The 14,146-nt window shown below is 64.2% G+C and carries 12 protein-coding genes; 4 read left to right on the plus strand and 8 right to left on the minus strand.

Features of this window, described 5'->3' with window-relative positions; translation table 11 throughout:
* Nucleotides 1-128 precede the first annotated feature (128 nt).
* The 4 genes from T31B1_RS17355 (at nucleotide 129) to T31B1_RS17370 (ending at nucleotide 6,608) form a co-directional block, all read left to right on the plus strand.
* The gene (locus T31B1_RS17355) at nucleotides 129-2,984 is read left to right on the plus strand and encodes a PAS domain-containing protein (RefSeq protein ID WP_353250799.1); all 2,856 of its coding nucleotides are present in this window, start codon (nucleotides 129-131) and stop codon (nucleotides 2,982-2,984) included.
* A 135-nt stretch (nucleotides 2,985-3,119) separates the two neighbouring features.
* Entirely contained in the window at nucleotides 3,120-4,307 is a 1,188-nt protein-coding gene (locus T31B1_RS17360) for an acetyl-CoA C-acyltransferase (protein WP_353250800.1), read from the plus strand.
* A gap of 6 nt (nucleotides 4,308-4,313) precedes the next feature.
* Complete coding sequence (locus T31B1_RS17365; RefSeq protein ID WP_353250801.1) at nucleotides 4,314-5,441, plus strand: acyl-CoA dehydrogenase family protein; 1,128 nt, start codon at nucleotides 4,314-4,316, stop codon at nucleotides 5,439-5,441.
* Nucleotides 5,442-5,723: 282 nt separating this feature from the next.
* A complete protein-coding gene (locus T31B1_RS17370) occupies nucleotides 5,724-6,608 on the plus strand; it encodes a M23 family metallopeptidase (RefSeq protein WP_353250802.1) in 885 nt (294 codons plus the stop codon).
* Nucleotides 6,609-6,714: 106 nt separating this feature from the next.
* Here T31B1_RS17370 and T31B1_RS17375 read toward each other — a convergent pair whose 3' ends face one another.
* From T31B1_RS17375 to T31B1_RS17410, 8 genes are all read right to left on the minus strand, one after another.
* Nucleotides 6,715-7,500 (minus strand): transporter substrate-binding domain-containing protein, encoded by a 786-nt coding sequence (locus tag T31B1_RS17375; RefSeq protein WP_353250803.1) that lies wholly within the window; start codon nucleotides 7,498-7,500, stop codon nucleotides 6,715-6,717.
* 192 nt (nucleotides 7,501-7,692) lie between these two features.
* Nucleotides 7,693-8,421, minus strand: a complete 729-nt coding sequence (locus T31B1_RS17380) for an ABC transporter permease (RefSeq protein WP_353250804.1) — start codon at nucleotides 8,419-8,421, stop codon at nucleotides 7,693-7,695.
* Complete coding sequence (locus T31B1_RS17385) at nucleotides 8,421-9,131, minus strand: ABC transporter permease (protein ID WP_353250805.1); 711 nt, start codon at nucleotides 9,129-9,131, stop codon at nucleotides 8,421-8,423. Before T31B1_RS17385 ends, T31B1_RS17380 begins: the two co-directional genes overlap by 1 nt.
* 5 nt (nucleotides 9,132-9,136) lie before the next feature.
* Complete coding sequence (locus T31B1_RS17390; RefSeq protein WP_353250806.1) at nucleotides 9,137-9,907, minus strand: ABC transporter ATP-binding protein; 771 nt, start codon at nucleotides 9,905-9,907, stop codon at nucleotides 9,137-9,139.
* Between the two features lie 106 nt (nucleotides 9,908-10,013).
* Nucleotides 10,014-11,081 carry an AbrB family transcriptional regulator gene (locus tag T31B1_RS17395; protein WP_353250807.1) on the minus strand — a complete coding sequence of 356 codons (1,068 nt, stop codon included), beginning with the start codon at nucleotides 11,079-11,081 and terminating at the stop codon, nucleotides 10,014-10,016.
* Between the two features lie 27 nt (nucleotides 11,082-11,108).
* Entirely contained in the window at nucleotides 11,109-12,404 is a 1,296-nt protein-coding gene (locus tag T31B1_RS17400; protein WP_353250808.1) for a TRAP transporter large permease, read from the minus strand.
* Nucleotides 12,405-12,479: 75 nt separating this feature from the next.
* Complete coding sequence (locus T31B1_RS17405; protein WP_353250809.1) at nucleotides 12,480-13,010, minus strand: TRAP transporter small permease; 531 nt, start codon at nucleotides 13,008-13,010, stop codon at nucleotides 12,480-12,482.
* Nucleotides 13,011-13,035: 25 nt separating this feature from the next.
* Nucleotides 13,036-14,079, minus strand: coding sequence for a TRAP transporter substrate-binding protein (locus T31B1_RS17410; protein WP_353250810.1), 1,044 nt, complete (start codon nucleotides 14,077-14,079; stop codon nucleotides 13,036-13,038).
* Nucleotides 14,080-14,146 lie beyond the last annotated feature (67 nt).

The following is a 14,146-nucleotide window of genomic DNA, read 5'->3' on the forward strand; positions in this document are numbered from 1 at the left end:
GACCTGATCGTGGCCAGGCCGACCGTGTGAGGGCAGGGATCTTTCGAAGTCGATAACATGACATATCGCGGTTGCTTCACTGCCAGGTCGGGAGGCGATGGCAGACCTGGCCTGAACGGATGACCGATATGCATGACATCGCCGTCGATGTACTCGAGCGCCATGCCAAGGGGGGCAGCTGGCTATTCGATCTGGAGACCCGAGACATCTTCTGGTCCGACGGCGTCTACAACCTGCACGGACTCACTCGCCAGTCGTACACGCCGGCGCTGGACACGGCGCTGGATTTCTATACTCCCGAGTCGCGCGTGCAACTGGAAGCCGCGCTGGATGCCGCGTTGGCCGACGGATCTGGCTGGTCTCTCACGCTGGATATCGTGCGTGCAGACGGGCAACTGCGTCATGTCCAGACGATCGGCCAGGTCGAGGTCCGCAACGACCGCGCCCCCCTGTTGGCCGGTGCCATCCTCGATGTGCACGACCAGACCGAGGAGCGGTTGAAAAACCAGGCGCTCGAGCGCCGTCTGGCCGAAGACGGCGTGCGTTGGCGCATGGCGGGCGAAAACGCGGGGCTGGGTCTGATCGAGATCGACTTCAGCACCGATACCTACCGGATATCGGGTGCCTTCGTTCAGCGAACCGGTCTGGGTGGGCTCGACCGGCTGGAGGTGCCGCGCAGCGAATGGCTGAGTTGGATCCACCCGGAGGATTTCGACTCACGCCAGCAGCTGATCGAGGCCCAGTCGAGCGATCCGAGCCAGGGTTATATCGCCGAGTATCGTCTGCGGCCGCCGGATGGCACCGAGCTATGGGTCAAGGAAGCTGGGCGGGGTATCGCCGACGATCAAAGCCGTATCGTCGGAATACTCTCCGATATCCGAGAACGAAAGGAAAGCGAACGCGCGCTGCGCCATTCGCGACGCCGGTTGGGCCAGACTCTGCAGGAAGCGCCGATCGGCATCGCCCTGGTATCGCCCGAGGGGCGCTGGCTGACCGTCAACCGATCGTTGTGCGACATGCTCGGCTACGACGAGCCTGCTCTATTGTCCACTACGTTCCAGCAGATCACCCACCCCGACGACCTCGAAGCCGATCTGGCCAACGTACAGGCGCTGCTGGCCGGGCGGATCCGTGCCTACCGCATGGAAAAGCGCTATTACCATCGCACCGGCCGGATCGTCGATGTCCAACTGGACGTGTCGCTGCTGCGTGACGATCAGGGCGAGCCGCTGTATTTCATCTCCCATATCCAGGATATTACCGAGCGAAAACAAGAACACGCCGCGCTGTTCGAGGCGCGGCGGCTGGCCGAGGTCACGCTGGAGGCCATTGGTGAAGGCGTGATCCGGGTCGACGCGCTCGGCCTGATCACCGATATCAATACGGCCGCCTGCAGCCTGCTCGGGGTATGCGAACAGGCGCTCGTGGGTGAACCCTTCGAACGACATGTTCTGTTTCACGACCCGGACCGCGACAGGCGTCTGCCCGATCCGCTGGCTGGTGTACTGCGTGACGGCGAGCGCGTCCGGGTACCGATCTTCACCCGGCTGCAGCGGCTCGATGGCAGCTTCATATCCATCGTCGATTCGATTTCGCCGATCCACGACGAAAACGGCGCAATCGCCGGCGCGGTTTTCGTGTTCCAGGACATCAGCGATGCGCGTCGCATGACCGACGAGCTGACCCACCAGGCGCGGCACGACGCGCTGACCGGGCTGCCCAATCGGCGCGGCTTCGAGGATGCGCTCACGCTCAGCTGGCAGCGCCTGCGAGCCAGCAAGCTGCCGACGTTCGTGATGTATCTGGATCTGGATCATTTCAAGACCGTCAACGACACCTGTGGTCACGCCGCCGGTGACGAACTGCTGCGCCAGATCTCGGTGAAGTTCCGGGCTGCACTGCGCGAGAGCGACGTACTCGCCCGACTGGGCGGCGACGAGTTCGCCGTCATCATTCACGCCAAGGACGCCCACGGCGCACAAGTCGTCGCCGACAAGCTGATTCGTGCGGCGCGGGACCTCGGCTTTTCGTTCAACCAGCGTCGGTATGCGGTGGGTGTGAGTATCGGTATCGCAGCACTGACACCGGACATCGAAGCCACTGCGACCGTGCTGATGCACGCCGATGCCGCGCTGTATATCGCCAAGGATATGGGCCGTAATCGCTATCACGTGTACCAGGCCGACCACGAGCAGGGCGCTGCGGCTGCCTATATGGGTACTGCGCAACTGCTGCAGAGCGGGCTCGAGCAGAACCTGTTCACACTCTATCTGCAGGCCATCGTCGATACCACAGGTCGACGCATTGGCTACGAGGCATTGCTGCGGTTCGACGGGCCGGACGGCGTGATTGCCCCCGATCATTTTCTGCCGACCGCCAAGCGCCTGGGCATGATGAGTCGTATCGACCGCTGGGTCGTGACCGCGGCGCTGGATCTGGTCGCCGCCTACGAGCGCCGGGGCCTCTGGCCTGCCGAGACCTATCTGAGCATCAACATCAGTCCGGTCAGCCTGGCCGATCCGCAATTTCATGCAGAACTGATCACCTTGCTCGACCAGAGACGACCGCAGGCGCAACGTTTCGTCTTCGAAATCACCGAAAGCGATGCTCTGTTCGGCGAACACTACCCGAAGCTCATCCAGAACCTGCGTCAACGCGGCTTTCGTGTCTGGCTCGACGATTTCGCGAGCGGCTACAACAGCTTCGACATGCTCAAGCGTGCGGCGGTCGATGGACTCAAGATCGATCGCTCGTTCGTCACCGACTTGCAGCGTGACCCGATCAATCGCGCGGTGATCCGTTCGATCGGCGATGTATCCCGCGCGTTGCATCTCGGTGTGATCGCCGAAGGCGTGGAGACCGTCGAGGTGCTGGAACTGCTCACCAAGGCCGGAGTCGAGCGTTTTCAGGGCTATCTGTTCCACCGGCCGGAGCCTGCGGAGACCGCGCTCGCCGACCGCGGGTATCTGATCGCTGGCTGTTGAAGTGTAGCGGCACGCCATTCGGGCGTTTGCGATCGGTGCGCCGATGGGCTTGTTGCGGCGATCCGCCGGTCGTGATTGTATGGCCCACGGTCGCAGCTGATCGCGAGCGATCGCCAGTTCTCAAGGAGTTTCGTCATGCGGGATGATCCCGTTGTCATCGTGCGGGCCCGACGTACGCCCATGGGCAGCTTCCAGGGCACGCTTGCCGGCCTGGCTGCGCCCGAGCTCGGCGCGGCGGCGGTGGCGGCCGTTATGGCCGGCACCGGCCTGGCGGACACCGAAGTCGATGAAGCGCTGATGGGCTGCGTCCTGCCGGCCGGCCTCGGCCAGGCACCGGCGCGCCAGGCCGTACTCGGCGCCGGCCTGGCCGAGGCCACGCGCTGCAGCACGGTCAACAAGATGTGCGGCTCGGGCATGCAGGCCGCGCTCATCGGCCACGACATGCTGGCCGCCGGCAGTGCCGAGGTGGTCATCGCCGGCGGGATGGAGAGCATGTCCAATGCGCCCTACCTGCTTGATCGCGCCCGTGCCGGCTATCGTATGGGCCACGGCCGTATCGTGGATCATATGTTCCTCGACGGGCTCGAAGACGCGTACGAGCCGGGCCGGCTGATGGGCACCTATGCCGAGGACTGTGCGGCCGAACAGGGTTTTTCGCGCGCGGATCAGGATGCGTTCGCGATCGCGTCGCTGGAGCGTGCACGCCACGCGATCGATACCGGCCTGTTCGACGACGAGATCGTGCCGGTCGAGGCGCGCGAACGCCGGCAGTGCGTGAGCGTGGACACTGACGAACAGCCGTACAAGGCCAGCATCGAACGTGTGCCGGAGCTCAAGCCTGCCTTCCGCGAAGACGGTACGGTGACCGCGGCCAACGCCAGCTCGATATCCGACGGCGCCGCTGCGCTGCTGCTCATGCGTCGCTCGGCCGCCGAACGACGGAATCTGGCGCCGCTGGCCACCATCCGCGGCCATGCGGCGTTCGCCGGCCCGCCGGGCTTGTTTCCCACCGCTCCGATCGGCGCCATGCAGCGGCTGGGCGAGCGTACCGGTTGGGCAATGCGTGATGTGGATCTGTTCGAAATCAACGAAGCCTTTGCGGTGGTGCCCATGGCAGCGATGCGCGCCTTCGATCTGTCGCACGATACCGTCAACGTGCGCGGCGGAGCCTGTGCACTGGGTCACCCGATCGGTGCGTCCGGGGCGCGCATACTGGTGACGCTGCTGTCGGCGATGCACGAGCGTGACGTGCGTCGCGGGGTCGCAGCGATCTGTATCGGCGGTGGCGAAGCCACCGCGATCGCCGTCGAGCGCGAAGGCTAGCCCCGCATGCTGGTCAGCGAGCAACAGCAGCAGGTCGCCGACGCGGTACGCGAGTTTGCACAGGCGCGGCTCAAGCCGTTCGCCGGCCAATGGGATCGTGAACATCGCTTTCCCACCGAGGCGGTGCGAGAAATGGCCGAACTCGGCCTGTTCGGCATGCTTGTCCCCGAAGCCTGGGACGGGTCCGAAACCGGCTATGTCGCCTATGCGATGGCCTTGGAAGAAATCGCGGCCGGCGACGGCTCGTGTTCGACCATTGCCAGCGTGCACAACTCCGTGGCCTGCGTGCCGATCCTGAATTTCGGCAGCGACGCGCAGCGCGAGCGCTTTCTCCGGCCGCTGGCCCGGGGCGACATGCTGGGTGCGTTCGCGCTGACCGAGCCGCAGGCCGGCTCGGATGCGCGCAACATCCAGACCACCGCACGCCGCGAAGGCGACGGCTATGTACTCAATGGTGCCAAGCAGTTCATCACCTCGGGCGCGCATGCCGACGTGGTGCTGGTCTTTGCCCGCACCGGTGATCCCGGGGCCAGGGATGCAATCACTGCCTTCATCGTGCCCACCGACACGCGGGGCTTCTCGGTCGCCCGGGTCGAGGACAAGCTGGGCCAGCGCGCATCCGATACCTGCGTGCTGAATTTCGACGATCTGCACCTGCCCGCGGACTGCCGACTCGGCGAAGAGGGCGCGGGGTATCGCATCGCCCTGGCCAATCTGGAAGGCGGGCGCATCGGGATCGCGGCACAGGCAGTGGGCATGGCCCGGGCCGCCTACGAAGCCGCACGTGACTACGCACGTGAGCGCAGCAGCTTCGGACGGCCGATCATCGAGCATCAGGCTGTGGCCTTTCGGCTGGCCGATATGGCAACGCAGATCACCGCCGCCCGGCAATTGGTATTGCATGCCGCAGCGCTGCGCGAAGCCGGCCGGCCCGGCTTGGAGCAGGCCTGCATGGCCAAGCTGTTCGCATCTGAAATGGCCGAGCGGGTCTGTTCGGATGCAATCCAGACGCTCGGCGGGTACGGCTATCTCGCCGACTACGGTATCGAACGCATCTATCGCGACGTGCGGGTGTGTCAGATCTATGAGGGGACGAGCGATATCCAGCGAATGGTCATCGCCCGGAATCTTTAGTAGCCGCACCTGACGATGCGATCACGGTTTCGGCACATGGAGCGCCAGGGGAGTGTGCGTGTCCGGTCGCAGCCAGGAACGCCGCGTCGTTTGCGCACCTAAAAGCCGAACCGCGCGACCGGCCTGGCCAGCCACACGCGGGGCCGCAATGGTCGAACGAACGACCCGGGCCGCCCGTCGCGTTCGCGATCCGGCTTATGCTGGGCGGTATTCGGTCTTTCAGTGGCTGTTCTCTAAGCAGTCCGCGAATGAAAGCGCAGTACGACAAACAGGAGTGTGCCCATGCAGTCAGTCCGTCCGATGCGTCCAGGTCGGCGTCGATTGTCGGCCCCGTGGGGCCGCCCGCTCTGCCTGGCAGCAATCGGCACGCTGCTGTGGACGATATGGACCATCGCGGCCGCGGCCGGGCCCCTGGCGCCGACATTCCCTGGCGCCGTATCGCAGGGGGCAATGGTGATCGGCCGGGTGGCGCCCGACAGCCGGGTTGTCTATGCCGGCCGTGAACTGCGGGTGACCGACTACGGCACTGTGGTGTTCGGTATCGGTCGCGATGCGCAAGGCCCGGCGCGTGTGCAGATCACGCCGCCCGGGCAGCCGACAGAAACGGTCTCGATCCGCGTGACGCCGCGGGACTGGCCGATCGAGCGCGTCGATGGCGTGCCGCCCAAGACCGTGTCTCCGCCAGCGGCGATCGCCCGACGTATCGCCCGCGAGCAGGCCAGCGTGGCCGCCACGAGACAAACCAGCGACGACGGCCTGGGCTTCGCCGAGGATTTCATATGGCCGGTGAAGGGGCGTGTCAGCGGTCGCTTCGGCAACCAGCGAATCTATAACGGTACGCCCGGTTCGGCGCACTCGGGAATGGACATCGCCGCGGCCACCGGTACGCCGGTCGTGGCCCCCGCCGCCGGAGTGGTGACGTTTGCCGAGCCGGATCTCTACCTGACCGGCGGCACGCTCCTCATCGACCACGGCCACGGGATCGGCTCCAACTTCCTGCATCTGTCCAGGCTGGATGTCGGCGTGGGCGAGCATGTGGCACAGGGCCAGGTCATCGGCGAGGTCGGCGCCACGGGCCGGGCCACCGGGCCCCATCTGCATTGGGGCATGACCTGGTATGCGACCCGCATCGACCCACTGCTCGTGCTCGAGCGCTCGCGCCGCTGACAGCGCGCGGCTGATACGCGCCGTGGCGGCCCACCTCGGCCCCCAAAAGAAGAGCCCGCATTAGCGGGCTCTTGCTCGGGGAGGTTCCGCCGGACGGCGGCGTGGATCAATCGGTGGCCGTCTGCTCGTCGCCGAAGTACTTGGCATAGATACGATCGTAGGTGCCGTTGTCCTTGAGCTCGGCCAGCGCGGCGTTGAACCGGTCGGCCAATGCCTGATCGCGTTTGCGAAAGGCAATCCCGAAACCTTCTCCGAAGTATTTCTTGGGCTCGGTCATCTTGTCGCCGATGCTCTTGTAATCCTTGTCTTCAGGCTCGAGCAGCGCCGACAGGCCCGTGGGATAGTCGAAAAACGCCGCATCGAGACGGCCGACATCCAGATCGAGCACGACATCGTCGGCGTTGGCATAGCGTTTGACGTCCACCACATCGCCCAGCGTTTCACTGACATAGTCGTCCTGTACGGTGCCGCGCTGAACGCCGACGGTCTTGCCTTGAAGTTGATCGGCCGTGGGCTGACTGATCGGGCTGTCGGCGGGCACGAACCACGCTGAGGGCGGCACGATATATGGTTCGGAGAACAACAGCTGCTTGCGCCGTTCGTCGTTGATCGTCATCGACGACATGATGGCGTCGAACCGGCGTGCCTGCAGGCCGGGGATGATGCCGTTCCAGGACTGCTCCACCCAGGTGCAGTTGAGTTCGGCCTGCTTGCACAGCGCGTTGCCCAGATCGATATCGAAGCCGGTCAGGCTGCCATCGGGCTTCTGGTACTCCATCGGCACATAAGGGGTGTTCACGCCGATACGGACGTCATCGCCGCGGGCCAGGGCGGTCGTGGCGGTTGCGGCGAGCATCGCCGCGAGGGCCAGCTGCACGATACGGTTTGTCATCAGTGTTCCTCGTTTGAGGTCGGCAACCCGCGGGCCGCCGGTGAGTTCAGAATGTCGAGTACGGTAGCCGACCGGCACGCCGGACGGCGGCTGGGCGATCGTGATGCACGAATCGCTCCAGAACGCGGCCGTGATGCGTCATCGTAACCAAGCTCGCGGCTCGGGGTTATCGGCCAATCGTCGGAGGCGCCGCTATCCTGGGCTGGCCAGATGCCGAAGCAGGCGGTGTTCCAGCAGCCGGAAGGTCAGCTGGATGGCGAAGCTCAGAACCATATAGACCAGTGCGGCGAAAAGAAAAGGCGCGAACGCCGCGTTGTAGTCGGAATAGGTGTCGTAGGCCGCACCGGTGAGATCCGTGATCGTCACCGCGCTTGCGATCGCACTGGCGTGGAGCATGAAGATCACCTCGTTGCCGTAGGCCGGCAGGGCGCGCCGGAACGCGCTCGGCAACACGATGCGCCGGTAGGTCTGCGCCGTGGACATACCGTAGGCACGTGCGGCTTCGATCTCGCCGCGGTCGGTTGCGCGGATCGCGCCGCGGAATATCTCGGTGGTGTAGGCCGCGGTATTGAGCGTGAATGTGAACAGTGCCGGGTAGATGGGGCCTTCAAGAAAGAACCACAGCCAGGTCTCCTGGATACCCGGAATGAACGCGAAGCCGTAATAGACCAGATACAGCTGGATGAGCAGCGGCGTGCCGCGAAACACGTAGGTGAACAACCAGACCGGCGCATTCAGCCAGGCATGTCGGGAGCCGCGCATCAGGGCCAGCGGAACGGCCAGTACCAGTCCGACGATCAGGGATACGAAGACCAGCTGAACGGTGCTCACCAGCCCGTGCCAGTACACCGCAAGCGTCACCGGCGTGAAGATATCGTTGGCCGAGAGCCAGGGTGCGATGTCGTTGAGCCAGGCTTCCATCAGTCGCCTCGGGCAAAACCGGTGTCGTAGCGGCGCCGCAGCCAGAGCATGATCAGCTCCGACAGGCTGCTGATCGCCAGATAACCCAGCGCGACGGGCACCATGAACAGAAACGGCTCATGGGTATCCTTGGTCGCCTTGCTGGCAACCAGGACCATGTCGGTGAGGCCGATCAGCGATACCAGCGCGGTACTCTTGAGCAGCACCAGCCAGTTGTTGCCCAACCCCGGCAGGGCATGGCGCATCATCAAGGGAAAACGCACGCGAGAAAAGACCAGCCAGGGGCTCATGCCGTAGGCGCGTGCGGCTTCCATCTGGCCTTCGTCGACCGCGAGAAAGGCACCGCGGATCGTCTCTGCCATATAGGCGCCGTAGATGAAGCCGAGCGTGGCCACGCCGGCCGCGAACGGGTTGATGAGCACGAACCAGTCCAGTCCGAACCATGCATAGATCTGGTCGGTGATCAGGTTCAGCCCGATCTGGCCGCCGTAGAACAGCAGCATCATCAGCACCAGGTCCGGGACGCCGCGTATCAGCGTGGTATAGCCCATCGAAACGCCGGCGGCCACACGCGAGCCCGACAGCCGCGCGCTGGCTGCGATCAGGCCGAGGACCAGCGAAACCACGAGCGACAGCACCGCCAGCTCGAAGGTCAAGAGCGCGCCTTCGAACAGCCGCGGCCCGTAGCCCTGAAAATCGATCGGCCACACGACGATCAGAACCGCGGCGCGAGGAACTGCTGCAGGCGCAGGGAGGCCGGTCGGGTCAGGATATCGCCGGGGGCGCCGGCTTCCTCGATACGTCCATCGTGCAGGAAGATGACCTGGCTGGACACTTCGCGTGCGAAATCCATCTCGTGAGTGACCACCACCATGGTACGGCCCTCGTCGGCCAGTTCGCGCATGACCTTGAGCACGTCGCCCACAAGTTCCGGATCGAGTGCCGAGGTGGGCTCGTCGAACAGCATCACCTCGGGTTCCATGGCCAGCGCGCGGGCGATCGCACCGCGCTGCTTCTGGCCACCGGACAGCTGGGCCGGATAGTGATCGGCGTGCGAGACCAGGCCTACCCGTTCCAGCAGTGCCATACCCTGTTCGCGTGCCGCCTTGCGCGGCGTACGCAGTACATGGATCGGCGCTTCGATGACGTTCTCGATCAGCGTCATGTGAGCCCAGAGATTGAAGTTCTGGAACACCATCGACAGGCGGGCCCGGATCCGTTCGACCTGTTTCCAGTCGGCCGGGCGACGCCGGCCTCGCTTGTGTTCGAACACGATGGATTCACCGTGCACGGTGATTTCGCCGGCGTCGGGCTGTTCGAGAAGGTTCATGCAACGCAGAAACGTACTCTTGCCCGAGCCGGAGGCGCCGATCAGCGTGATGACATCACCCTGGCGGGCGGTGAGCGACAGACCCTTGAGGACTTCGTTGTCGCCGAAACGCTTGTGAAGGTTGTCGATTACCAGCGGTTGCTGTGAGTCGGCCATCGCGAGAAATCGCCTGGGTTGGGGCGTGATCGGGCCGCCGCCGGCGCCCGTGCGTCTGGCGCGCAGTCTAACAAGCTCGACGCCGCCCGGCTGTACCGATAAACGCTCATTCGCTGGCGTCGGCCTTGACGCGCGCGCCGAACAGGGCCGGACCGGCCACCAGGATCACCAGCACCCGGGTCATATTGTGAACCGTCACGAACGCCGGCTCGATGTTCAGTGCCAATGCGATCAGGGAGATGCCCGACATGCCGCCTGGAGAGAACGCCAGCAGCAGTGCGTCGATGGGCAGGCCGCTTAGCGCGTGTACGGCGACAGCGAACACCCCGGTCAAGGCCAGCATGAACAGCGTCGAGATCAAAGAAAGCAAGAAGCCGCGCCGCAGTTCGGCCAACGTCGCGCCCGCGAACTGGGCGCCGATGGAACTGCCCAGAACGATTTCCGCGACCACGATCGGGGCGCTCGGGACCGCGATATCGATCACGCCGGTCAGTCTCAGACTGGCCATGACCAGCAAAGGCCCGAGCAGGGTGTGTGCGGGCAGTCGCAGCACGCGTGCGGCCAGCGCACCGAGCGCGCCGAGGCCCGCGAGCGTAGCCAGGTCATACGGGGATATCGATCCCAGTGCCACGTACTCCGCAGTGTTGGCGCCGCTCGAACCCACGATCAGGTGATAGCCCATGACGATGATGAACACCACCAGCACCACGCGCACGGCGTGCATCAGGGCGATGGTGCGTTCCTGGCCGCCGAAAGAGCCGCCGATGACGGTCATGGCCATGAACCCCCCGGGCGCGGCAGAAAAGTAGGCGGTAGGGGCGTCGTAGCCGCCGACCCGTCTTAAGAACTGATACTGGCCGGTCGTGGCCACCGCGACATACAGGATCACGCCAATCAGCGAGACCGGCCACTGGGCGAGATGGCCAAGCACGGCCGGGTCGAGCGTGGCGCCGATCATCAGCCCCAATATCACCAGCACGAGATCGCGCAGCACTGACGGCACGCGGACCGGTAGTCCGCCCATGGTCGCTATCGCAGTGCCCACGATCGAGCCGAGCAGCCATGGCATGGGCAGGCCGACGACGGCGAACAAGCCGCCGCCAACCAACGCACTGGCAATGGCGGTCACAAAGCCCGGTAGCGAGCGACGCAGGTTGGGCGCGGCCCCGCTCACGCAGTGCGCCGTTGCAGCAAGCGGTGGCTAGCCACCGAGCGAGGGCAGCCAGAGTGCAATCTGCGGAAAGATCATCACCAGCGCGAGCCCGATCAGGCCCATGAGCGCATAGGGCAGCGACCCGACAAGCACGTCGCGGATGGTGTAGTCCTCGTAGAGTGATTGCACCACGAACAGATTCATACCCACCGGCGGCGTCACCGCGCCGATTTCCATATTGATGACCAGGATCACCCCGAACCAGATCAGATTGATATCCAGAGCCTGCAACGCCGGCAAGAAGATCGGCACGGTCACGAGAATAGCCGCCGAGGCATCCATGAACATGCCCAGCACCAGATAGAGAATGTTCACCGCGATCAGGAACTGCCACGGCGCGAGGTTGAGCGAATCCAGCCAGCTGGCGACATCCTGCGGTACACGCAGGAGAGACAGCGTGTTGCCGAACACCGACGCGCCGGCGATCAGCATCAGTATCATGGCACTGGTCACGACGCTGTCTCGGGTGGCGCGATAGAACAGCCCCGGGGTGAGCGTGCGCTTGACCAGCGCGGTCAGAAGCAGGGCATAGACCACCCCGATCGCAGCCGCCTCGGTCGGCGTGGCCCAGCCGAGATAGATCCCGCCCAGGACCACCACGATCATCAGCAGGCTGCCGAACATGCCGACCGTCAAAGGCGGTTTTTCCAGCGCTGTGGTTGCTTGGGCGGCCTGAGGGTTGCGTGCCTCCTGGCGGCGGGTCGCCCATATCGTATACAGCGAAAACAGTGCGGCCAGGAGGATGCCGGGCAGGAGCCCTGCGCTGAATAGTTTGCCCACCGACGCACCGGTGACCAGCGAATACAGAATGAACGAAATACTGGGCGGGATGAGAATACCAAGACTGCCGGCCACGGCCACCGCGCCGGCGGCCATCCGACGGTCGTAGCCGCGCTTGAGCATCTCCGGAATGCTGATCGAGCCGATCGTTGCCGCGGTCGCTGTCGACGAGCCCGATATCGCCGCGAAGATGGCGCTGGCCAGAATCGAGGCGATCACCAAGCCGCCGGACAGCCGCCCGGCCACGCGCTGTGCGAAGTCGAACAGGTCACGCCCGGCCTCGCCCTTGAGCATGATCTGGCCCATGAAGATATAGAGCGGAATCGCGATGATCACGAACGAGTTCACGTCCGAGTAGGCGGTCTGGGACAAGGCGGTGATGCCGGGTGCGATGCCGATGACCAGGCTATAACCGAGTACCCCGCTGATCAGCAGCGCTATCGCGATCGGTATGCCCAGCACCAGCAGGACGGCCAGGCAAACCAGCATGATGAGGAAATGCATCGTGAGGCCTTCGTTGTTGCCGGTCGGGCGTGTATTGAGATGGCTTCGACGACCGCGGCCGGCCGTTCGAGCTGGCTAGCGGGCCGGCGCCAGCCGGGCAAGGAATTTGTGGATTTCGGCTGCAAGCCAGCACACCGCACCGAGCGGCAACGATGCTTTCGCAACCCAGACCGGCCATTGGATGATGTCCAGCGTGGTCTCATGGTTGGTGTAGCTCGTTAACGCCTGGTTGAAGCTGGAATAGGCGAACACGACCAGGAAAACGGCCACGATCAGAAAACGGACAGTTGCCAGAGCCAGCGCCGCACGATGGCCGCCGAGCATGTGCTCGAGTGCAACGCCCGAGGTCACGTGGCCGTTACGCAGCGAGGTGAACGCCGCGCCGAAGAATGCCAGCCAGATCAATGTGAACAGGTCGAGATCGTAGGTCCACGAATTGTCGATCCCCACGAGGCGCAAGATCACCCCCAGCGTGACCGATATGGTCAGCAGGATCATGATCAGTGCGGCAAAGTGGCCGGCCAGATCCGCGATCCGGCCGGCCAAGCGACCGCTTGTGCCCAGCAGGCCGGCCGCGCTCCGTTGGTGCAGCGTCGGTGAGCTCATGGGGCGCTCCGGATCCACTGACGGATCATTTGTCGGTGCTGGCGCTCTGCTGGAAATCGGCGAGGATCTTCTGGCCCGCGTCGCCAGCGTCCTCTAGATAACTTTTCTTGGCCTGCTCGGTGGTTGCCTCGCGCCATTTCTGCAGATCGTCGTCGCTTGGGCGATAAACCTTGTTGCCGTGCTTCTCGGCCATAGCGATCTGGCGTTTGAACTCGTCCTCGATTTCCTTGACCGCGTCCGATTCCGTGCTGGCGACCGCTTTTTCGATCGTGGCACGCTGGGCATCGGTCAACTCGTTCTCCCACCAGTTGCGGTTGACCTGGATCGGATAGACCAGCGGCACGTAGTGAATGGCGGTGATGTAGTCGCCGACTTCATACCACTTTCGGGACACGATCGACGACATGCCGGATACCCCGCCATCCAGCGTGCCGCGCTGCATGGCGGTATAGACCTCGCTGGAATCGACGGCCACCGGGGTCGCACCCTGGGATTTGAGGAACTCCGCCGACAGCTTGCCCTCCGAGCGCATCTTCAGGCCCTTGAGATCCGACGGCGTCTTGATCGGCTTCTTGGTATTCAGATAGCTCTCGGCATAGCCATAAAAGCCCCAGCCGACGACCTTCACACCGAACTTGTTGAGCGTCTTGTCCACGTCCTTGCCCAGCGGTCCGTGTAATGCAGTGAGCAGGTCCGAGGCGTCGTCCACCAGAAACGGGATCGTATCCCATGCCAACGAGGGCGCCTGATTGGACCACCAGTGCATGCCCAGGATCCCCATGTTGGTCGTATTGTTGGCGATGCCCTGGCCGATGTTCGATTCCTTGAGCAGCGAGCCCGAAGGAAATGTCTGCACCGCGATATCGCCGTCGCTGAGCTTTTCGATCTGCTGCGCGATTTCTTCGCCCTGGGCCGACACGGCGGTATTCGGCGGCATATACCAGGCCAGACGTACGGTCAGATCGGCGGCCATGGCCATCTGGGCCGTAGCGAGGCTGCCGAGACAGATAAAGCCGGCCAGCGCCAAACGCTTGAGCGGACGCGGGGAACTTGCGATGAGATGTTTCATAGAGACTCCTGGCGGGCGGTTCGGGTAGCGCGATGAGCCAAGTGCCGACAGGCCATTCGCTCTACCG

It is taken from the genome of Salinisphaera sp. T31B1 (assembly GCF_040361275.1).
In the GTDB taxonomy this organism is placed as follows: Bacteria; Pseudomonadota; Gammaproteobacteria; order Nevskiales; family Salinisphaeraceae; genus Salinisphaera.

What these genes read in the sequence shown, in the direction of transcription:
- T31B1_RS17370 (WP_353250802.1), top strand. Translation starts at nt 5,724, where the DNA reads ATGCAGTCAGTCCGTCCGATGCGTCCAGGTCGGCGTCGATTGTCGGCC.
- T31B1_RS17360 (WP_353250800.1), top strand. Translation starts at nt 3,120, where the DNA reads ATGCGGGATGATCCCGTTGTCATCGTGCGGGCCCGACGTACGCCCATG.
- T31B1_RS17390 (WP_353250806.1), bottom strand. Translation starts at nt 9,907, where the DNA reads ATGGCCGACTCACAGCAACCGCTGGTAATCGACAACCTTCACAAGCGT.
- T31B1_RS17380 (WP_353250804.1), bottom strand. Translation starts at nt 8,421, where the DNA reads ATGGAAGCCTGGCTCAACGACATCGCACCCTGGCTCTCGGCCAACGAT.
- T31B1_RS17365 (WP_353250801.1), top strand. Translation starts at nt 4,314, where the DNA reads ATGCTGGTCAGCGAGCAACAGCAGCAGGTCGCCGACGCGGTACGCGAG.
- T31B1_RS17355 (WP_353250799.1), top strand. Translation starts at nt 129, where the DNA reads ATGCATGACATCGCCGTCGATGTACTCGAGCGCCATGCCAAGGGGGGC.
- T31B1_RS17410 (WP_353250810.1), bottom strand. Translation starts at nt 14,079, where the DNA reads ATGAAACATCTCATCGCAAGTTCCCCGCGTCCGCTCAAGCGTTTGGCG.
- T31B1_RS17375 (WP_353250803.1), bottom strand. Translation starts at nt 7,500, where the DNA reads ATGACAAACCGTATCGTGCAGCTGGCCCTCGCGGCGATGCTCGCCGCA.
- T31B1_RS17405 (WP_353250809.1), bottom strand. Translation starts at nt 13,010, where the DNA reads ATGAGCTCACCGACGCTGCACCAACGGAGCGCGGCCGGCCTGCTGGGC.
- T31B1_RS17400 (WP_353250808.1), bottom strand. Translation starts at nt 12,404, where the DNA reads ATGCATTTCCTCATCATGCTGGTTTGCCTGGCCGTCCTGCTGGTGCTG.